This is a genomic window from Shewanella sp. YLB-07 (genome assembly GCF_009377275.1).
The window spans coordinates 1-21,601 of record NZ_VOQB01000006.1 but is presented as its reverse complement, the minus strand read 5'-3'; the positions used below and the strand labels follow the sequence as shown (position 1 = coordinate 21,601).

The window sequence follows — 21,601 nt, the reverse complement described above, 5'->3', positions numbered from 1 at the left end:
GCCAGGTTCCTAAAAGTTGACCGTTGCTTTAATCGCTTCGAATGTCTTGAGCGCATCAGGCATATACTCTTTTTCATGAATCAAAGGATAAGGCGTATCCAGACCACAGACTCGGGCGATGGGTGATTCGAGGTAAAGGAAACACTCCTCTTGTATCGTCGCCGCGATCTCACCGGCGAATCCGCCCGTCAGTGGCGCTTCATGGTTAATCAATAAACGACCCGTCTTCTTGACCGAAGTCGCAAGGGTGTCAACATCCCATGGAGCTAAGGTTCTCAGATCGATGATCTCACAAGAGATGCCTTTCTTAGCCGCCATATCAGCAGCATGCTCGACGATCTCCACCTGAGCGCCCCAGGCGAGTAAGGTAATATCTTTACCTTCTCTAACGACTTCTGCCTTGCCGAGTTCGATCTCATAGTCTTCATCGGGTACTTCACCAATATTGGCGCGATAGAGGCGTTTTGGCTCGAAGAATATCACCGGATTGGGGTCGCGAATCGACGCCAATAACAGGCCTTTTGCCTGATAAGCATTACGAGGCACCACCACTTTGAGGCCTGCAGTCTGGGTAAAATAAGCTTCCGGTGATTGAGAATGATAATGACCGCCAGCAATGCCGCCGCCATAAGGTGTCCTGAAGGTCACACCACCGACATTGAACTCATTACCACTTCGATATCTGAACTTAGCGGTTTCATTGACTATCTGATCGATGGCGGGAAAGATGTAATCCGCAAACTGGATTTCGGCAATGGCGACCATGCCGTTAGAGGCTAAACCATTGGCGAAGCCCGCTATGCCTTGCTCAGTCAAAGGTGTGTTGAAACAACGATCGCGGCCGAATTTTTCTTGTAGACCCGAAGTTGCCCTGAAAACACCGCCAAAATGACCGACATCTTCACCAAAAAGAATCGAGTTTTCATCGGACTCCAGAGCAATGGATAGCGCATCATTGATGGCTTGTAACATATTAATCTCAGCCACGACTTAGAGTCTCCCTTTACTGTTTGGATAGGAATCCGGGTATTTCTTAAGATGTTTCTTAAGGTCTTTTAACTGTTGCTTAAGACGAGGGGTTGGTGTGTCATAGACATCTTCAATTAAAGTATCGAGCATAGACATAGGTAGCTTCTCTGCTACTTTAAGCTCTGCAAGGATCTCTTTACGATATTTCTCGTACATTTCAGCATCTTGCTTCTCGGTTAACCAGCCCTTATTGATCATCCATAATTTAAAACGCTTAACGGGATCATGCTGTTGCCATTTAGCCTCTTCATCTTTGGAACGATATCCCGATGGGTCGTCAGACGATGAATGAGCACCCAAACGATATGTCATGGCTTCGATTAACACGGGTGAATGGTTTTCTACTGCATAGGCGCGAGCCTGCTGAGTCGCGGCGAGTACCGCCAGCATATCGTTACCATCGACACGTATCGTGTGTATGCCGTAACCAGGACCACGGCTGGCAATGCCATTACCACAAAACTGCTCACTTGTCGGCGTAGAAATAGCGTAACCATTATTTCGACAAAAGAAGATGGTGGGTGATTTGAGTACCGCAGCCATGTTTAATCCGGCATGGAAATCGCCTTCCGACGCAGCGCCTTCACCAAAATAACAGATGGCGATGTTACGCTTACCTTGCATCTTGAAGCTATAGCCGACACCTGTAGCCTGTGGGATCTGGGTGGCTAAGGGAGAAGAGACGGTTTGATAATTGAGTTCGGCACTGCCGTAATGGATCGGCATCTGCCTGCCCTTACCGAGATCTTTTTCATTACTGAACAATTGGTTCATAAATTGCTCAGTGGTAAAACCACGATAACGGATAGCCGCATGCTCACGATATTGAGCCAAGATAACATCACCATCATCTAAAGAAGCTGTGCTGCCTATGATAGAGGCCTCTTCACCGGTACATGTCATATAGAAGCTGATGCGACCTTGCCTCTGTGCACCCAACATACGTTCGTCTAAAACACGAGTGAAAACGCAGGTATCATAGATTCGATGAGCCAATGCCTCATCAATTGCAGGCAGTACGGCCTTGTCATAAACGGTACCGTCGGCTTGCAATACTTTAAGAATAGGGATGTTAACTGACTCCCTGTCGAGAAAACTGACTCTATGGACAGTCTCGTTATCGCTTGTTGCGTTGCTCATACTATATCTCTTATCAGCTGAGTGCTTTGTTATAAGTTGACCCGCTCTTGTCGATCGGATCAGCAATTCTTGTAATACGCGGGAAAGACATTACGTTAACGTAAACGTGCAATCAACCGTTCTCAAGGCCTAACTAACAACTAACGGTCACTCGCGGCGTATGTTTAGCTTTACATGCAATTGAGATTTAGCCAGCACTAAGCAATGTTATCTATGCTGGCAGGCTTTAGGCATAAAACGGTTCTCTGGCCGACGGGTACCTTGGCATTAGGAAACACGATGGCTTCAACCTCATGCTCAACCTTGATATCCATACCACCTTCTTTGGCTAAGATGTAACCCTTAGGGAATGCAGTAAAATTTTCGACATCGTTGGCAAAGGTAAATTCAAAATCATCGAAACCTTTATTGATCGCGCGGCAGACCTGATACAGGTTAACCTTGTTCACATCGAATTCATCAAGTGCTAAGTCCTGATTGGTGATCAAGCGATTCAACATCTCTCTTAAAGCGATAAAGCGCGTCATGTCATTCTGGCCGAAGGGCAAGACTTTACCTAACTCAATGGTGAATGCATCGGCTTGGTAATTCTTTGAAGAGTAATAGCTGAATGTTGTGGTCGGTTCATGATGGAATAAGACAGTATTGATACCACAAGCCTCGAGATACATGATCTGCTCGGCGCTATACTTGCGACCGGGGCGATAGGGATAAATAGCGAACTTTTCATGTTTTGAGCCACGAATGGCCGTATGCAGATCGTAATGAATTCTTTGATCTGTTGCACTAGACGCCGAAAAGAACTTATCGACGTAAAACTCGAGTTTTTTTGCTCGAATACGCTCAGGATTAATCAGCCCCTCACCCGCAGAGTGTGCACCGTTGAATAAACGATTTAAGTTTTCTTCGATAAAGCGGGTGCCATTGATGATTGCTGGCGGATTACCAAACAAAAACAAGACTCTTTGCTTGGTAATGATCTTTTCCTGCAGCAGGTCCTTTATCAGGTCATTGCAGAGCTCGATGGGGGCTGTTTCGTTACCGTGTACCGCACAAGAGAGGACAATATCTTTTCCTTCTGCATGCTTTGGCTCAAATACAATGACTCCGGTATCCCACACTGTTACTTGAGTGTGTTCGCCTATGGAAAATGTACCGCTTTCATCTATATGATGTGGGTTATCTAACGTAAATGTTAAAAAGTCTTGTGACTCTATTAGCGCCTCTAGCACAAAATTCTCCTTAATTGTTCTCACCAATAAATTGCGGCTCAAGATGGCGCAATTTCATGCAAGATCCTTTAATTTTATGTCGAAAAATCTATTGCTTAGAATAATAACACTTAACCCACACGTCAGCTATTTATCGGGGCATCAAATAATACCTATTTACCTATTGCAAAAGATAACCATTAAGTACAAACTGTAGACTTCTAGCCATCCAGACGTTTGAATGGGTATTTATTAGAGTCAATCGCGCTAAGTGAATTGCGGGTAGTAAATGGTTCAGTATTGCCTCTAGCAATGCAAACCAGAGCAAACGATAGTTAATCTAATACAAATTCAAGAGGTCTATATGGCAGTAGCGACATTTGGTGCGGGGTGTTTTTGGGGTGTGGAGTATTTTTTCAACCAGATTGCAGGCGTTAAACTAACAACGTGTGGCTATATGGGTGGCGATAACGCAACGAACACCTATCAAGAAGTTAAAATCGGTCAAACCGGTCACGCCGAAGTCGTCCAGGTGGAATACGATGAAAGCTTAGTCTCTTATCAGGACTTGCTCGAGGTGTTTTGGCAAAATCACAACCCGACCACGCTCAACCGACAAGGGGCTGATGTCGGCTCTCAATATCGCAGCGCCATTTTTTTCCACGACAATGGACAAAAAACGATTGCTGAGCAATCGAAACATGCCCTGATCTTTAGTGGGAAATGGGGAGAGAAACAGATAGTCACACAAATAGCCCCAGTACTCGAATTTAATCGCGCCGAAGAATATCACCAGAACTACCTGAAGAAGAACAATCTCCCCAGCTGCCATATATCTTTCTAATAAAAGTTCCTAGCACTCAAGCGTACAGCCTAGGTACTAGGAACAAGCAAGTAGTCCGTTAACCCCCTATTTTAAATCAGGAGTGCATCGATCATGGCTTGTGCCTCAATGATAACTTGCTCCAGATGGGCTTGGCTAATAAAGCTCTCGCCATATATCTTAAACAGGGCTTCGGTGCCCGATGGACGAGCCGCGAACCAGGCATTCTCTGTGATGACCTTGATGCCACCTATGTCGGCATGATTTCCAGGCGCTTTGGTCAGCACAGTTAATATCGACTCTCCGGCCAACATCTCGGTGCCTAAGGTCTGGGTATTAACATCATTTTTCAGAACCTGGGCAAACTTGGCCTTCTTATCAGCTTGTACCGGACTGTCGACCCTCTTGTAAAAACTCTCTCCGTGTAACGCCACTAATTCCAGATATCTTCGCGCGGGTGTCTTACCCGTTACCGCGAGAATTTCAGCCGCTAGCAGTGCGAGAATAAAACCGTCTTTATCGGTACACCAGGTGCTGCCATCACGTCTCAAGAATGCCGCACCGGCACTCTCCTCTCCCCCGAAGGCAACACTTGCATCGGCGAGACCATCGACGAACCATTTAAAGCCAACCGGCACCTCACACAGTGGCTTATCGTGCTGGGTGCAAACTTTATCGATCATGGCACTTGAGACTAAGGTTTTACCTATGATCAATGCATCAGACCATTGTGGTCTATGAGTCACCAGATAATCGATGGCCACCGCCAGGAAGTGATTGGGATTCATCAAACCAGAACCGGGACACACGATGCCGTGGCGATCGTAATCAGGGTCATTGCCAACACAGAGGTCGAAATTATCTTGCTGCTTTAACAAGCCAGCCATGGCATAAGGTGAAGAGCAATCCATGCGTATTTTGCCATCTTTATCCAGCGGCATGAAACTGAAACTGGGATCGATACGGGTATTGACCAGCTTTATATCTAAGTCGTAGCGCTTAGCAATCTTAGCCCAATAGTGGATGCCTGAGCCGCCCAATGGATCGACGCCGATGCGTATGCCCGCATCTGAAATGGCCTTCATATCGATAACAGCATCTAAATCATCCACATATGGCGCGATTAGGTCTTCAGCTTTCACTAACGGCGACGCTATGGCCACAGCATAATCGAGACGTTTGACGCCCGCGAGCCCATCTCTAAGATACTGATTGGCCTTTTGCTCGATCCATTTGGTGATCTCGCCTTCCGCCGGACCACCATGTGGCGGGTTATACTTGATGCCGCCATCTTGTGGAGGATTATGGGAAGGCGTGACAATAAGACCGTCGGCTAGTGCCGGCTTAAGTGCATCAGGCTGTTTGTTCGCTTGAATGATCGAGTGAGAAACCACAGGTGTCGGCGTGAAGCCATCATCTTTATGTATGATGACGCTAACCAGATTCGCCACTAAGACCTCAATCGCACTGATAAATGCGGCTTGTGACAATGCATGGGTATCTATGCCCAGATACAAGGGACCGGTGATTCTGGCACTATTGCGGTAGTCGACAACGGCTTGGCTGATGGCCAATATATGCGCTTGATTGAAACTGCCCTTCAGCGAGCTGCCACGATGACCGGATGTGCCGAAGCAGACTTTCTGCTCATCCAATTTAATATCTGGCTTGATGCAAAAATAGTGACTCATCAACTTGGGAATATTCACTAAGTCCTGTTGCTGTGCAACTTGCCCTGCTCGCTCATGAATGCTCAATCTCGTGTCCTTATTGCGCTGATTTAATGATGGGTAAAAAAAAGCTGAATTCATACTCAGATGATTTCAGCTTATTGCTGGCCTATTACATTTATGTTGTTACCTACAAATTATTTGTAATCGCCTCAATTTGCGCTTCGACCGTGCCATATTGCTGTAGGACTTCGGTCAGAATATTACGCTTCTTGGCGGTATTATTGTTGGTGGTCACCCAAAAACCACTCTGACCTATCTCTTTTGGATTGGCAGACTTGCTGGCCTTAAGCAGTGATTCTCTTGAGGTCGCAAAGTAGAGTCTATCGCGGCCCTGAATCTGTAACACTTGAGAGAACTGCTCTGGCGCGGCGCGGTAAACGGCCTCTAAGATAAATAGAAAACGACCCACAGCCCCTTTCTGAGCCGCGAGTTCCTCTGTGTCTATACACTCTGAGAAGTCTTTATTCGATTGTCGCTTATGGCCAGTTTGAGCCTTAACTTGAGGCTTGGCTGGAACCGACTCCATTCCAGGATGGCTTATCGTTTCCGGCGTGTCATGATTGATAGACTCGACATCTAACCCAAGCAAGCGGCGCAGGATATCTGAAGCACTCTCACCAATACGCTCTGTCTTACCGGCAATATGGCGATACAGCTCTTCATCGACCTCGATATATTTCATGACCTTAATCTTCCTTAAGTGAAATTAATTAATTTTCCGCTCGCACTGAACATTTTGGCTTTTCTTGTTTAAATCAACGTTCATATGTCAGTTGCAAGTGTATGCCAACTCGTGGCTTATAATAAAGTGCCAAACCAGTAAAAATGACATAGATCCTCATTAGATCCTGAAAATATGACGAGTTTGCTCAAAAAGACGGCAAGCATTGTCTCTATATCCGAGTTTGATTGTTAAATTACCTCATTTACAGGCACAATCTGCACTCTTCAAAAACGTCGACAGGATTTACCATGCATTATATCTCTTCTGGTAAGGGTTCCGCTGTAATCTTAATTCATGGCCTCTTCGGTAATCTGGATAATTTAAAGGGCCTCGGCAAGAGCCTGGAAGAGAATCATCAGGTGGTGCGAGTCGATGTGCCCAACCATGGACTCAGCCCCCATTGGCAAAAAATGGATTACCCACTGCTGGCACAAGCCGTCATCGAGCTTATGGACAGTCTGCATTTAGAGCGCGCGCATATTCTTGGCCACTCTATGGGAGGAAAGATAGCCATGGCGACGGCGCTAGGTTATCCGGACAGAGTGACTAGTCTGATTGCCGCCGATATCGCTCCGGTGAGTTATGAACAACGACATGATAAGGTTTTTTCAGGACTAGAGGGTATCGATCTTACCGGCTTAAAGAGTCGCTCTGATGCACTCAAACAACTATCAGCTGCAGGGTTAGATGAAGGTACCGCTCAGTTTTTGTTAAAAAATCTGTCTCGAACCGACGAAGGGTTCAACTGGAAAATGAATCTGGCAGGACTGAAGTCTTGCTATCGGGACTTGATCGCTTGGTACAATGACATCGAGGCCGAAGATTTTTTACAATATAGAAAACCCACCTTATTTATTCGCGGTGGCGACTCAGATTATATTACCAGTGAACATAGGCAAGCCATCATGAGTCAATTCCCCCAAGTTCAGGCTAAAACGATTGAGGGGACGGGCCATTGGTTACATGCGCAAAAACCCGCCATTTTTAATCGGATAGTGAGTGAATTTCTAGCGAAACACGAGGTTAAATAATGCCCATAGGGCACTATCCATATGGCAGGCACTGCTCAACTATGATATATTCGCGCCTCTTTTTGGCCTGAAGAATTGATTTATGTTGTCTCAGTACATGATACAGATTGAAGCAATAGGCCTAGACCTATTCTTTGCAGCGATTTTTTTCTTTATCGGCATGGCTATCCATGACGTACTGAAACAAGGTAAAGTCCCCAAATTTGGCCGTATTATTGTTTGGTCAGTGCTATTTTTAGGCTGCGCGGGATTTGTTGCGAAAGGAATGATTCAGCTCTTTTGGGAAGGCGTAGGGTAAGATTGAACCGATGGCAAAAGAAACATCAGATAGAACCACAATCGATCTATTCGCCACAGAAAAACGTCGTGGTCGTCCACGTAGTAATCCACTGCCTAGAGATCAGCAGCTTAAAATTAATAAGCGAAATCAGATCCAACGCGACAGAGCGAACGGTTTAAAACGAATAGAGTTAAAGGTGTCACAAGATTTATACGACGCCTTGAATGAAAAGGCTTTGGCCAGTAATATCAGCCGCAGTCAATTAATCGAATTAATATTGCAGAAGCAAGTCAACGCCTGATTGCTCTTGTTAACGATCAACATACAACGAAATAGATAAAGGAAAGACAATGGCAACTGTAGGTCTTTTTTTCGGTAGCGATACAGGTAACACTGAAGCCATCGCCAAGATGATCCAGAAAAAACTGGGTAAAAAAATGGTCGAAGTCAAAGACATCGCCAAGAGTACCAAGGAGCAGATAGAAGAATATGATCTTCTAATGTTCGGTATTCCTACCTGGTATTACGGTGAAGCTCAGTGTGACTGGGATGATTTTTTCCCGGAATTAGAACAAATCAACTTCGAAGACAAACTCATTGCCATCTTCGGTTGTGGCGATCAGGAGGATTACGCCGAGTACTTCCTCGATGCCATGGGTATGGTCAATGAAATCGTTGAAGGCCGTGGCGGTATCGTCATAGGTCACTGGCCTGTCAAAGGCTATGATTTCGAAGCTTCTAAAGGGTTAACGGAAGATGAGAAACACTTCGTCGGTCTGGGTATCGATGAAGACAGACAGCCTGAACTGACCGAAGAGCGAGTCGATGCTTGGGTCAAGCAGATCTACGAAGAGATGTGTTTGGCTGAATTAGCAGATTAATTCTCCATAGCTCTTAAAAAAGCGGCGACTAGAAATAGCGCCGCTTTTTAATGTCTGGAACATTTATGTCAGTTTTACACGGATTTATAAAAACTGACCTTGTGTCAGGAACACTTATGTACTCTTTATTTGATAAGAAGCCATGGATGGGAAAAATTTCACCTTGTATATTAATACAAGTCATAGCCGCCCCATATCAGCCAAATAAATGAGTAGATCATGATTAAGCCGCTCTCCTCTTCCGGGCACTGGGACATCTTCTGTGCCGTCATAGATAACTATGGCGATATTGGGGTAACCTGGCGCTTAGCGAAACAACTGGTACATGATTTCGATATCGAAGTCAGACTCTGGGTCGACGATCTCAAGAGTTTCGCCCATATTCTGCCAGAACTCGATATCACCCTCTCTCGGCAAGAGATCATGGGAGTCAGGATATATCATTGGCGCCAGCCTTTACCTGAGCAATGGCAAGCGGGTGACGTACTTATCGAAGCCTTTGCCTGCAACTTGCCAGCATGTGTACTCGATCAGTTAGCCTCTCTCGACACGCCGCCACGATGGCTCAACCTGGAATACCTGAGCGCCGAGGACTGGATAGATAGCTGCCATGGCTTGCCCTCGCTGCAGTCCAATGGGATAAGTAAGCATTTTTACTTCCCGGGGTTCACACCAAGCAGCGGCGGTTTGCTCTGCGAACACGGTCTATTCGAAGCTAGAGACAGTTGGCAAGGCGAGCCTACTAATCGAGCTCATTTACTCAAGCAATTAGGCATAGATGGCGTTAACAGTGAAGACACCCTGATCAGCGTTTTTAGCTATGAAAGTTCTGCATTGCTGAGCCTTTGTCAATCGTGGCGGCAAGCTACAAAGCGGATTCATGCTCTTATTCCCATGGGACGTAGCCTAAATAGCCTCAAGGGCCTGATCCCAGATGGGCTAAGCCTTGTGCCCGGAGATTCACTGACTTTAAATTCCCTGACCTTACATATATTGCCCATGACAGATCAAGGCGCTTACGATCGTTTGCTCTGGAGCTGTGACTTTAATATTGTGCGTGGGGAGGACTCTTTTATTCGTGCTCAATGGGCCGCGAAGCCATTCATTTGGCACATATATGGCCAGGAAAATGATGCACATTTAGATAAATTATCTGCATTTAGCGACCGCTATATTGACTCTCTAGATGAAGACACAGGACAAGCCTGGTCAAGGCTCAACCTGGCCTTCAACCAGGAAGACGGAGAAATTACAGTGAAAATGTGGAAAGAGTTACATGAGCGCCGCACTTTTATGGATAAACACGCCACTAAATGGCCAATGTTGGCATTAAATCACGCAGATTTGGCAACTCGACTAGTGCAATTTGTCAAAAAAGGCTAATATTCTGCGCTGAAACAAATTGTCTGTGAATATTAGGAATTAAATAAATGAAAACAGCTCACGAAATGCGAGTCGGTAATGTGATCATGGTAGGCAAAGACCCTATGGTCATTCTCAAGTCTGAAACTCACAACTCTGGCCGTTCAGCTGCTGTTGTGAAGATGAAGCTTAGAAACCTACTGACAGGTTCAGCAACTGAAACCGCATTTAAAGCCGAAGACAAATTAGAAGACATCATCCTTGAGCGCTTAAATTGTACCTATTCTTATTACGCCGACCCTATGTATGTATTCATGGATGAAGACTTTAATCCATACGACGTAGAAACCGAAAATGTAGGCGATGCGCTTAACTATATTGTTGATGGCATGGAAGATATCGTTCAAGTTACCTTTTATGAAGGTAAAGCCATATCAATTGAGCTGCCAACAACAGTCGCACGTGAAGTGGGTTACACAGAGCCTTCGGCTCGTGGCGATACCTCTGGAAAAGTAATGAAGCCAGCGACATTACTTGGCACTGATTTCACCTTAACGGTTGCTGACTTCGTCAAAACAGGCGATATGATAGAAATTGATACTCGTACTCATGAGTTTAAGAAACGCGTATAGCCGTTACTTGTGGCGCTCTCAGTCCTAATATACAAAGGATACCTGACCGCCAGTTACAACTGACGTCGACTGTAATAAGGCCAGTGACACACTCACTGGCTTTTTTATACCCCAAATTCAACTTCTAAATGCCCTTGATTATACTTATCGATATTAGTCGACGTTCGAGCCGAACCCGATAGTGATAAGTACTGAAATTGTCGCCTCACACAGGGCATTCGACTGTGGCGATGTGACTAATTGTTAAGATTCAGTTATAACGACTCAGAAGTTTTACTGGCTACTTCCACATATCCACCTGAAATTACTTCTCAACTCGCTATTAATTCGTTATTGTCCAATGACTTTATGCATTATTTGCTTTCATTGAACACCAAGCGGTGTTCTTGAGAATTTTAGAGGTTAGAGAGTGCGACCAATAATCAAATCGAACAAGCTAGATACCGTCTGTTATGACATCAGGGGCCCGGTACACAAAGAAGCCAGGCGACTCGAAGATGAAGGCCACAGAATTTTAAAACTCAATATCGGTAATCCCGCCCCTTTCGGTTTTGAAGCCCCAGAAGAGATTGTTCGTGATGTGATTTTAAATCTGCCCAGTGCCCAAGGCTATTGTGAGTCTAAAGGGCTTTTCTCTGCCAGAAAGGCGATTGTGCAGCATTATCAGTCGCAAGGGATCTTCGGTGTCGATATCGAAGATATCTATATTGGTAACGGCGTATCTGAATTGATTGTAATGGCCATGCAGGGCCTGTTAAATTCAGGAGATGAGGTATTGATCCCCTCTCCGGATTACCCCCTTTGGACTGCAGCCGTTCACCTCTCAGGCGGTAGTGCCCGGCACTACCGCTGTGATGAAGAATCAGACTGGTTTCCCGATCTGCAAGATATCAAGTCTAAGATCAACCCAAGGACCCGAGCCCTGGTATTGATTAACCCCAATAACCCTACCGGTGCAGTGTATTCCAGGGCCTTGCTATTAGAGGCCGTCGAGCTATGTAGACAACACGACCTAATCCTGTTCGCCGATGAAATCTACGATAAAATACTCTACGATGAGGCGATGCATATTCCAGCTGCGAGCCTATCTGATGATATCTTGACCGTCACCTTCAATGGTCTGTCAAAATCATACCGAGCGGCAGGCTTTCGCGTAGGCTGGATGATGCTATCGGGTAATCTGAAAGCGGCTAAAAGTTATATCGAGGGCTTAGAAATGCTGGCTTCGATGCGCCTCTGTTCCAATGTACCCAATCAGCATGCTATTCAGACGGCACTGGGGGGCTATCAGAGCATCAACGAACTGCTTGTGGATGGTGGCCGTCTCAAAGTACAGCGAGATACCTGTGTAGAACTACTCAACCAGATCCCTGGCATCAGTGTCAAATGCCCCAAGGGAGCCATGTATGCGTTTCCTAAGCTAGACGCCAAGAAGTTCAATATTCGCGATGATGAGCGTTTAGTGCTGGACCTGTTGAAAGAGAAGAAAATATTGCTGGTTCATGGCACCGCATTCAACTGGCCTGAGCCGGATCACTTACGTGTAGTCTTTTTGCCACATAAGGAAGATCTCGAAAAGGCCTTAATCGAGTTTGGTGAATTTATGGATGGTTACCGTCAATAATACCAGTCCCATTAAATATGCGATCAGTTCAGAGGCTCACTTAGTGCGGCTGATGTTTAAAGCAAAGGGCCAAAGCCCTTTATGCTAGGTTAGATGTTCTTGATATACGGCTGAGTGGCCTCAAAATAAGACATTTCCTCCCCTGACCCATAGGGGTATAGGTGGTTGAGTCACGCAGGAGTAGTTACCGAGGAGCAATATTTGGACCTTGCCTACAGCACTTTGAACTCCCGCTGAACGATCACATATTTAATAGGGTTGGTATAAGACCCTAGTCTATTTGTGCTTGTCGACGCACCGATTGTGGATAATAGCTTATCCACAATCGGTCAACTAGTTCGATGAAGCTAAACTGCTAATTTACAGTATAGAGTGATTCACCATTTCATCATTCATCGAATATGCAGAGCCAGTTTCCATTGAGAACGCTGCAGCGCTTTCACCTAGTGAATCTATGATCAAAGGCCCGTCACTATTTTCACCCAATAGACCATTGATTATCTGCTCATCGGTATTACCGAATGCCGCTTTAAGATCGACACCGTCCAGAACGATATGTTGCTCGAAGGTTCCATCTCCATCAGCATCAATATCGATTGTAGTAGAGTGACTAGTGATATCGACGCTAAAGTTGAGATACTCATCGAGATTACCAGTTGTAGCTCCCTGAATCAGGTCGCTCAAATCAAGCTTATCTTCATTGAGGTTAAAATCAGCAATATGATCTGTCCCCTCAGAGCCAGTCGTCCAAATGAACGTGTCCGCACCACTTCCGCCACTTAGCAGATCATCACCCAGACCACCGATCAACATATCTTCACCATCACCGCCAAGTAAAATATCACTGCCTGAGCCACCAACGAGGACATCATCACCGGCGTCACCATCTAAGACATCACCGAACACCAGTTTACTTTGAGCCCCGCCCTCATAAGCCAGATAGACACCGCTCTTTTGTGAGCCATCACTCAAGGTGACGGTAAAGGTCACCGCTTGATGAGCGAAGACACCACTGTCATTGCTGTTAAGCAGGCTGGTATCGAGGGTAAACCAGAATTCATCACCATTGGTAAAATCACCCTCTGAAAAGTTAGCCGTGATAACTGAGTTCCCTTCAGACAGAGAAAAAATACTGCTCGTTGGGTTCAGGCCAACAGAATCTCCCAGCGCGTAATTTTCGATGAAGGCATCCTTATCATTGCCGCCCCTGAGATTAACGCTGACGCTTGTTACCGACAGCGCATCGCTGTTAGTGGCAAATTTGAAACCGAACGGATTGTTAACCCTGCTGTTCTCACCCGGCGTCACTATCGCCATGATCAAAGCATCATTTGGTATTAGCTGGCCGGTACCTGAGTTGATAATGATATCGTTTTCGGCCGTTCCTATTAACTGCTGTGAGTAGTCGAGATCCACATGGGTCGAATCTTCACCTTGGCCACTGCTGCCCTTTAGGGTGTAATTGAAACTCGAGCCTTCTGTCGTCGATGATAATGTCACTACGTCTTCACTGAGGGTCACATTATCGCCGGACACCTGAGTGATACCCGCATTACCCGCTGTCTTATCACCGTGGAGTAGGTATTCGACCGGAATATCTATGCTCGCTCCTTCGGCCAAATTAGTAATAATGTTGTTCGAATTCGCATCAAGATTTGCATGGTAATCGATACCCAGGTCTAAGGTGACAGAGGCCGTATCTCCATCACCGTCTTTCACAACCGCAATAAGTGTTTCTTGTTCGTTAAGCACATCACGGTCCACATCGATAGAGTAGCTATACTCGCCGGTATCGAAGTTAACAGTGAATTTGCCCCCGAGCGCCGTCGTGAACACCTGAACCGGATTTGAACCATCATAGTTATGGGTCACACCATCGACATTTATGCTCTCTATGCGTCCACCATCGGCGCCAAATACGACACCTGTGCTATAGCTCCCCTTTATGGTATCACCATCGAAATAGTTAAGTATGGTGCTAGCGAGATCTTCGGGATCATCGAGTTTAACCGCATACGTTTCATCACCATCGACTTCGGGGTAAGCAACGGGCAGTAGATCACTCAGGCCCGCATCGCCGATACCAATACCGAACGCTGTCTTATAGCCATTGGTTTCGAGATAGTTCTCCCAGGTTGACTGCAATGTACTGTCAACCTCCTGCCCTTGTGAGGGTGAGCCATCCGAAATAAAGTAGAGTAGGCTTTGGTCGGCTCCCTCTGGCAGAGGCCCGCTATTCATCACCGCATTTAATGCCGCATCATAGTGAGTCGGTCCATAAGCGACCAGAGATTCGAGGTAACTGATGGCGCCGGCGACATCATCAATCAACCAACCGGAAGAATCGGTATTTCCGTGGAAATTAACAATTTGAATATTAACATTACCGGTATTATCTACCTCATCGATCAACGCCGTTAAGGCGTCGATTGCAACTTCCAGGTAGGTTTGGCCATTACCGACGGGATCGCCCATACTGCCGGATACATCCAATACCAGAGTCAGGTTGGTTGTGACAACATCTGCACTGGATTGCAGATTCTGGCTGATATCATGTGTAACCGGTGCATCGTCACCAAGCTTGACCGTCAAGCTGGCACTGTCGTTGCTGCCCAGACTATTAGTAATGGTATAATCGAATGACTCACTGGCATAATCGCCATCTGTACTGTTAGAAGTCAGCTTATATTCATAGTCTCCGGCTCTGTGTTCGCCAGAATCTTGGCTATATACCGTCAACTCACCTAAGTTAGTCGTCACGGTGATCACACCGTTTATCGCTGTCACCCCTTCCACTTCACTGATATGGGTAGAGCTACTCACACCTGAGTCATTATCGAGCAGGTTGCCTGTGGTGACATTGCTGCTGTCACCAGCTGTCGTACCTGAAGCCAAACCAGATTCTGCCACACTGGCTGAATCGTTGCTCGCTTGTGGGTTAGAGTCTTGATTGATGGTGAGTGTCGCCGGATCGCTGTCACCATCGGCATCGGTCAGAATATAGCCAAACTCATCACTGGTCAGCGGGTGTACGACCGCCGTTTGCACCGAAGTCAGTGATAAATAACCTGTTGAATCAGCCGTTATAACCACATATTGATAGGCTTGACCCGAATTGATGTTCAGTGAATCACTGCCGGAGAAAGTGCCGCTCGAGACCAGATGCCCGACGCTGTCATAGGTTGACCATTGACCGTGGGCATAACTATCGCTTCCCGCCCAGCCATTTAAACCTAACGACACTTCGTTGATGCTAGCCTCGAGATCGATAACGACCGACTCACCACGCGCTATCCATTCATCGTCACCGGCACCTATCTGTTTGTTATATTCATAGATACCGTCACCTGAACCGTTAAGTTTGGAGGTATCCAGCTTGCTACCATTGACGAAGTTGGTGGATGCATCAAAACCATATAACTGAACACCATTGCCGATAAACAGATCTTCAGCGTTATGATTAACAAATTCATTTAGGGTCGATTGATAGCTGTAACTTCCATCATGGTTCATCACTAAGATGCCATCATCGGTGGTAATCGTGATATTACCATCGGCATCGAAATCACTATAACTCGTGCTCTTATAGGAAACCGAGGAGATGCTCGCCGAATCTGCCCCCAGAGTATCAATACCGGTGCCATCGGTGCCGATCGCGGAGATGACGTTACCATGGGCCGTGCCACCAAATCCGATACTGTCTACATCATCATTTGCGACCGGAGCCGTATCGGCAATATTGACTGTGACCTTGGTCCAGAGTGAATTTTCAACTCCGTCTGTTGACTGATAAAAGAAGCTGTCTGTCAGGTTATCATCCCCACTGTGATCTAAGCTGGCTGGGGACTGATAGCTATAACTGCCATCGAGGTTAATGGTGACTGTGCCACCGAGCGCAGTGGTGAAACTTACGCCCTGCTCTATTGCCGTTATCGCTCCGCTACCTGAGCTGTCTGTAGCCAACGAGGTAACAGACAAGTTACCCGAGTCGTAATTGTCGTCATTGCCTAACAGGCTCGCCTCATTGAAGTTAATTGACTGACCTTCACTCAGTTCTATACTGTCTTCCTTAGTCTCAGGCGGAGTACTCGTCTTAGGCTTCACCGAAAATGCCCCCTCGACACTATCGCCATCGGCGTCGGTGATGAGTACATTGAAGTCGATATCACCATCGGAACTTGGTTTCATATCCTGGTACTGATGGAAGTCCCACTGTCCGGTGCCCGGAGTAAACTCAAGTTTGAAGATCACGACTCCGGATGCGGTTTGTCCCAACAAGGTATTACCCGATTGAGTGATGGAAATAGCTTCTCCGGTACTGGTCACAAGCGCGGTTTCATCACTCCCGGTCAGTTCGATAGAACCCACTCCATCGGCCCCCCACTCTGGAGTAACAGTTCCCGATGCATAGGCAATGGGATCGCTTGTTTCTGTGCCGACAAACTCTATCGATTTTATCGTCAGATCGCTGTTATCGCCATGTGCAGCCGAGTGGCCGTTATCGGTTGCCTTGATAATGACACTGTCAAAACCGCCTTCAAGCACCTCAAAGTTAGCCGCATAATTACCATGGAGAGCATCGGATGTGAAAGCTTGAGTCGCGACCATCTGACCATCACGGTAAAACTCAACAACGCCGGTCTCGAGTTCACCACCAAACATCTGGCTAAACTCTATGTTCATGCCAAATGCAACGGTACCCGGATCTAAGGTGATAACAACCTCCTCCGAAGCCGTGCTACCATCGGCAAACTTACGAAACTCAACTTCATTATTTAAACTGAGGTAGGGAGAGTCTGCACTTTGGACACCTATACCTTGGATGCTGCCATATAGCTTACTATCGACGAGTGTAGAGTCCGTTGCAGAGGTAAAACCCCTGGCGGTAATGGTGAATCCATCAAAATCGAGCGACTCATGAAAGCCCTGATTGTTGGTTAAGTCAGTCTCTCCAATCAATGAATCTGGAATATCATTCAATACCACGTCAACGGCAGGAACTGCAGTAAACTCAGGGGCATCATCTTCAACCGTGACAGAGAAACTTCCGCTAGCCGTACCGCCATTTCCATCGGAGACATTGACTCCGATAGCCAAGGATAGTGTATCTTCTGTGTTGTCATCACTATGATCCACGGCACCTTTCAGGGTCAACTCATAGCCCCAATCGCCAGATGAATGACCAGCCGGTGGAGTCAGGCTAATTTCTAATATCTCTTGATAATCACTCTCGCCAGGTGTTCCCACATAACCGGATAATGTCTGTGAGTCTGAATTCCACTGCCACTGAACGACTTGCCCATCGGAGGTAAGTCCCTCAGGACCGGAAAGAGTGACATTCAGTGTGTCAGTATCAATATCTTGCAGTCTAAACGTTCCGTTAGCCGTAACTGAGTCCGTTGTATCTGAACTGCCTTGGTTATCAGCAAGACCAGAGGTTAACCCCTCTTCGGAAACTATGGTGTCCGAAGTGAAAATTATCGTTGGCTTATCATTCACTGGCGTGACTGTGATGCTTAAGCTTGACGTGTCAGTACTTGAGCCGTCGGTCAGGCTATAAGTGATCAGCGGGACCGCGCCATTATAGTTGGCGGCTGGAGTAAAGGTGTAGTCACCCTGACTGTCGAGGCTAAAAGTCCCCACATCGGCAATCGTAATATCGCTGCCATCGGCTTGATAGACGTTGCTATCGCCATCGACAGTAAAGCTGGTTAGCGAAAGTTCACCATCGACGCTGCTGCCATCGATGACATTGCCGCTCACTTCAGGGCTGTCTTCGCTTATGGTGCGCACTTCATTGTCATCGGTAAAATCATCATTCACTGGCGTGACTGTGATACTTAAGCTTGAAGTATCAGTGCTTGAGCCGTCGGTCAGGCTATAAGTGATCAGCGGGACCGCGCCATTATAGTTGGCGGCTGGAGTAAAGGTGTAGTCACCCTGACTGTCTAGGCTAAAGGTACCGACATCGGCAATCGTAATATCGCTGCCATCGGCTTGATAAACGGTATCGTCGCCATCGACAGTAAAGCTGGTTAGCGAAACATCACCGTCGACGCTGCTGCCGTCGATGACATTGCCGCTCACTTCAGGGCTGTCTTCGCTTATGGTGCGCACTTCATTGTCATCGGTAAAATCATCATTCACTGGGGTGACTGTGATGCTTAAGCTTGACGTGTCAGTACTTGAGCCGTCGGTCAGGCTATAAGTGATCAGCGGGACCGCGCCATTATAGTTGGCGGCTGGAGTAAAGGTGTAGTCACCCTGACTGTCTAGGCTAAAGGTACCGACATCGGCAATCGTAATATCGCTGCCATCGGCTTGATAAACGGTATCGTCGCCATCGACAGTAAAGCTGGTTAGCGAGAGTTCACCGTCGACGCTGCTGCCGTCGATGACATTGCCGCTCACTTCAGGGCTGTCTTCGCTTATGGTGCGTACTTCATTGTCATCGGTAAAATCATCATTCACTGGGGTGACTGTGATGCTTAAGCTCGACGTGTCAGTACTTGAGCCGTCGGTCAGGCTATAAGTGATCACCGGAACCGCGCCGTTATAGTTGGCGGCTGGGGTAAAGGTGTAGTCACCCTGACTGTCGAGGCTAAAGGTACCCACATCGGCAATCGTAATATCGCTGCCATCGGCTTGATAAACGGTGTTGTCGCCATCGACAGTAAAGCTGGTTAGCGAGAGTTCACCGTCGACGCTGCTGCCATCGATGACATTGCCGCTCACTTCTGGGCTGTCTTCGCTTATGGTGCGCACTTCATTGTCATCGGTAAAATCATCATTCACTGGCGTGACTGTGATACTTAAGCTTGAAGTATCAGTGCTTGAGCCGTCGGTCAGGCTATAAGTGATCAGCGGGACCGCGCCGTTATAGTTGGCGGCTGGAGTAAAGGTGTAGTCACCCTGACTGTCGAGGCTAAAGGTCCCGACATTATTGATAACAATATCGCTGCCATCGGTTTGATAAACGGTGTTGTCGCCATCGACAGTAAAGCTGGTTAGCGAAACATCACCGTCGACGCTGCTGCCATCGATGACATTGCCGCTCACTTCTGGGCTGTCTTCGCTTATGGTGCGCACTTCATTGTCATCGGTAAAATCATCATTCACTGGCGTGACTGTGATGCTTAAGCTTGACGTGTCAGTACTTGAGCCGTCGGTCAGGCTATAAGTGATCAGCGGGACCGCGCCATTATAGTTGGCGGCTGGAGTAAAGGTGTAGTCACCCTGACTGTCGAGGCTAAAAGTCCCCACATCGGCAATCGTAATATCGCTGCCATCGGCTTGATAGACGTTGCTATCGCCATCGACAGTAAAGCTGGTTAGCGAAAGTTCACCATCGACGCTGCTGCCATCGATGACATTGCCGCTCACTTCAGGGCTGTCTTCGCTTATGGTGCGCACTTCATTGTCATCGGTAAAATCATCATTCACTGGCGTGACTGTGATACTTAAGCTTGAAGTATCAGTGCTTGAGCCGTCGGTCAGGCTATAAGTGATCAGCGGGACCGCGCCATTATAGTTGGCGGCTGGAGTAAAGGTGTAGTCACCCTGACTGTCTAGGCTAAAGGTACCGACATCGGCAATCGTAATATCGCTGCCATCGGCTTGATAAACGGTATCGTCGCCATCGACAGTAAAGCTGGTTAGCGAAACATCACCGTCGACGCTGCTGCCGTCGATGACATTGCCGCTCACTTCAGGGCTGTCTTCGCTTATGGTGCGCACTTCATTGTCATCGGTAAAATCATCATTCACTGGGGTGACTGTGATGCTTAAGCTTGACGTGTCAGTACTTGAGCCGTCGGTCAGGCTATAAGTGATCACCGGGACCGCGCCATTATAGTTGGCGGCTGGAGTAAAGGTGTAGTCACCCTGACTGTCCAGGCTAAAAGTCCCGACATCGGCAATCGTAATATCACTGCCATCGGCCTGATAAACGTTGCTATCGCCATCGACAGTAAAGCTGGTTAGCGAGAGTTCACCGTCGACGCTGCTGCCGTCGATGACATTGCCGCTCACTTCTGGGCTGTCTTCGCTTATGGTGCGCACTTCATTGTCATCGGTAAAATCATCATTCACTGGGGTGACTGTGATGCTTAAGCTTGACGTGTCAGTACTTGAGCCGTCGGTCAGGCTATAAGTGATCAGCGGGACCGCGCCATTATAGTTGGCGGCTGGAGTAAAGGTGTAGTCACCCTGACTGTCTAGGCTAAAGGTACCGACATCGGCAATCGTAATATCGCTGCCATCGGCTTGATAAACGGTATCGTCGCCATCGACAGTAAAGCTGGTTAGCGAAACATCACCGTCGACGCTGCTGCCGTCGATGACATTGCCGCTCACTTCAGGGCTGTCTTCGCTTATGGTGCGCACTTCATTGTCATCGGTAAAATCATCATTCACTGGGGTGACTGTGATGCTTAAGCTTGACGTGTCAGTACTTGAGCCGTCGGTCAGGCTATAAGTGATCAGCGGGACCGCGCCATTATAGTTGGCGGCTGGAGTAAAGGTGTAGTCACCCTGACTGTCTAGGCTAAAGGTACCGACATCGGCAATCGTAATATCGCTGCCATCGGCTTGATAAACGGTATCGTCGCCATCGACAGTAAAGCTGGTTAGCGAGAGTTCACCGTCGACGCTGCTGCCGTCGATGACATTGCCGCTCACTTCAGGGCTGTCTTCGCTTATGGTGCGTACTTCATTGTCATCGGTAAAATCATCATTCACTGGCGTGACTGTGATGCTTAAGCTCGACGTGTCAGTACTTGAGCCGTCGGTCAGGCTATAAGTGATCAGCGGAACCGCGCCGTTATAGTTGGCGGCAGGAGTAAAGGTGTAGTCACCCTGACTGTCTAGGCTAAAGGTACCGACATCGGCAATCGTAATATCGCTGCCATCGGCTTGATAAACGGTATCGTCGCCATCGACAGTAAAGCTGGTTAGCGAGAGTTCACCGTCGACGCTGCTGCCGTCGATGACATTGCCGCTCACTTCAGGGCTGTCTTCGCTTATGGTGCGTACTTCATTGTCATCGGTAAAATCATCATTCACTGGCGTGACTGTGATGCTTAAGCTCGACGTGTCAGTACTTGAGCCGTCGGTCAGGCTATAAGTGATCA

General features: G+C 47.2%; 14 protein-coding genes. 8 read left to right on the top strand and 6 right to left on the bottom strand.

Features of this window, described 5'->3' with window-relative positions; all coding sequences use genetic code 11:
• Nucleotides 1-9 precede the first annotated feature (9 nt).
• The 3 genes from FS373_RS14310 to astE all read right to left on the bottom strand — a co-directional run bounded on the left by FS373_RS14310 (nucleotide 10) and on the right by astE (nucleotide 3,401).
• A complete protein-coding gene (locus tag FS373_RS14310; protein ID WP_144046376.1) occupies nucleotides 10-987 on the bottom strand; it encodes an alpha-ketoacid dehydrogenase subunit beta in 978 nt (325 codons plus the stop codon).
• Between the two features lie 3 nt (nucleotides 988-990).
• Nucleotides 991-2,169, bottom strand: coding sequence for a thiamine pyrophosphate-dependent dehydrogenase E1 component subunit alpha (locus FS373_RS14305; RefSeq protein ID WP_144046375.1), 1,179 nt, complete (start codon nucleotides 2,167-2,169; stop codon nucleotides 991-993).
• Between the two features lie 197 nt (nucleotides 2,170-2,366).
• On the bottom strand, nucleotides 2,367-3,401 hold the full coding sequence (astE, locus tag FS373_RS14300) for a succinylglutamate desuccinylase (RefSeq protein ID WP_322619505.1): 1,035 nt from the start codon (nucleotides 3,399-3,401) through the stop codon (nucleotides 2,367-2,369).
• Nucleotides 3,402-3,744: 343 nt separating this feature from the next.
• Here astE and msrA point away from each other — a divergent pair, with 343 nt between their 5' ends.
• On the top strand, nucleotides 3,745-4,224 hold the full coding sequence (gene msrA / locus FS373_RS14295) for a peptide-methionine (S)-S-oxide reductase MsrA (RefSeq protein WP_144046373.1): 480 nt from the start codon (nucleotides 3,745-3,747) through the stop codon (nucleotides 4,222-4,224).
• 71 nt (nucleotides 4,225-4,295) lie between these two features.
• On the opposite strand, the gene pgm is transcribed toward msrA, so the two are convergent.
• Together pgm and seqA are read right to left on the bottom strand one after the other, a co-directional pair.
• Nucleotides 4,296-5,960 carry a phosphoglucomutase (alpha-D-glucose-1,6-bisphosphate-dependent) gene (gene pgm / locus FS373_RS14290; RefSeq protein WP_152829693.1) on the bottom strand — a complete coding sequence of 555 codons (1,665 nt, stop codon included), beginning with the start codon at nucleotides 5,958-5,960 and terminating at the stop codon, nucleotides 4,296-4,298.
• 103 nt (nucleotides 5,961-6,063) lie between these two features.
• A complete protein-coding gene (seqA, locus tag FS373_RS14285; protein WP_144046371.1) occupies nucleotides 6,064-6,618 on the bottom strand; it encodes a replication initiation negative regulator SeqA in 555 nt (184 codons plus the stop codon).
• A gap of 290 nt (nucleotides 6,619-6,908) precedes the next feature.
• On the opposite strand from seqA, the gene FS373_RS14280 reads away from it, so the two are divergent.
• The 7 genes from FS373_RS14280 (at nucleotide 6,909) to FS373_RS14250 (ending at nucleotide 12,470) form a co-directional block, all read left to right on the top strand.
• Nucleotides 6,909-7,691, top strand: coding sequence for an alpha/beta fold hydrolase (locus FS373_RS14280; protein WP_144046370.1), 783 nt, complete (start codon nucleotides 6,909-6,911; stop codon nucleotides 7,689-7,691).
• A gap of 82 nt (nucleotides 7,692-7,773) precedes the next feature.
• Nucleotides 7,774-7,989 (top strand): DUF2788 domain-containing protein, encoded by a 216-nt coding sequence (locus FS373_RS14275; protein ID WP_152829692.1) that lies wholly within the window; start codon nucleotides 7,774-7,776, stop codon nucleotides 7,987-7,989.
• A gap of 10 nt (nucleotides 7,990-7,999) precedes the next feature.
• Complete coding sequence (gene ybfE / locus FS373_RS14270) at nucleotides 8,000-8,272, top strand: LexA regulated protein (RefSeq protein ID WP_144046368.1); 273 nt, start codon at nucleotides 8,000-8,002, stop codon at nucleotides 8,270-8,272.
• 49 nt (nucleotides 8,273-8,321) lie between these two features.
• Entirely contained in the window at nucleotides 8,322-8,852 is a 531-nt protein-coding gene (gene fldA / locus FS373_RS14265) for a flavodoxin FldA (protein ID WP_144046367.1), read from the top strand.
• A 219-nt stretch (nucleotides 8,853-9,071) separates the two neighbouring features.
• Complete coding sequence (gene earP / locus FS373_RS14260) at nucleotides 9,072-10,235, top strand: elongation factor P maturation arginine rhamnosyltransferase EarP (RefSeq protein ID WP_144046366.1); 1,164 nt, start codon at nucleotides 9,072-9,074, stop codon at nucleotides 10,233-10,235.
• A 47-nt stretch (nucleotides 10,236-10,282) separates the two neighbouring features.
• Nucleotides 10,283-10,846, top strand: coding sequence for an elongation factor P (locus tag FS373_RS14255; protein WP_144046365.1), 564 nt, complete (start codon nucleotides 10,283-10,285; stop codon nucleotides 10,844-10,846).
• A 409-nt stretch (nucleotides 10,847-11,255) separates the two neighbouring features.
• The gene (locus tag FS373_RS14250; protein WP_144046364.1) at nucleotides 11,256-12,470 is read left to right on the top strand and encodes a pyridoxal phosphate-dependent aminotransferase; all 1,215 of its coding nucleotides are present in this window, start codon (nucleotides 11,256-11,258) and stop codon (nucleotides 12,468-12,470) included.
• Nucleotides 12,471-12,830: 360 nt separating this feature from the next.
• Here the strand turns inward: FS373_RS14250 and FS373_RS14245 are convergent, their stop codons facing one another.
• Nucleotides 12,831-21,533 carry a tandem-95 repeat protein gene (locus FS373_RS14245; RefSeq protein WP_416221765.1) on the bottom strand — a complete coding sequence of 2,901 codons (8,703 nt, stop codon included), beginning with the start codon at nucleotides 21,531-21,533 and terminating at the stop codon, nucleotides 12,831-12,833.
• Between the last annotated feature and the right edge of the window lie 68 nt (nucleotides 21,534-21,601).

Excerpts from the sequence above, each read along its gene's own strand:
- earP (WP_144046366.1), top strand. The coding sequence starts at position 9,072 with ATGATTAAGCCGCTCTCCTCTTCCGGGCACTGGGACATCTTCTGTGCC.
- fldA (WP_144046367.1), top strand. The coding sequence starts at position 8,322 with ATGGCAACTGTAGGTCTTTTTTTCGGTAGCGATACAGGTAACACTGAA.
- ybfE (WP_144046368.1), top strand. The coding sequence starts at position 8,000 with ATGGCAAAAGAAACATCAGATAGAACCACAATCGATCTATTCGCCACA.
- FS373_RS14275 (WP_152829692.1), top strand. The coding sequence starts at position 7,774 with ATGTTGTCTCAGTACATGATACAGATTGAAGCAATAGGCCTAGACCTA.
- FS373_RS14255 (WP_144046365.1), top strand. The coding sequence starts at position 10,283 with ATGAAAACAGCTCACGAAATGCGAGTCGGTAATGTGATCATGGTAGGC.
- seqA (WP_144046371.1), bottom strand. The coding sequence starts at position 6,618 with ATGAAATATATCGAGGTCGATGAAGAGCTGTATCGCCATATTGCCGGT.
- msrA (WP_144046373.1), top strand. The coding sequence starts at position 3,745 with ATGGCAGTAGCGACATTTGGTGCGGGGTGTTTTTGGGGTGTGGAGTAT.
- FS373_RS14280 (WP_144046370.1), top strand. The coding sequence starts at position 6,909 with ATGCATTATATCTCTTCTGGTAAGGGTTCCGCTGTAATCTTAATTCAT.
- FS373_RS14305 (WP_144046375.1), bottom strand. The coding sequence starts at position 2,169 with ATGAGCAACGCAACAAGCGATAACGAGACTGTCCATAGAGTCAGTTTT.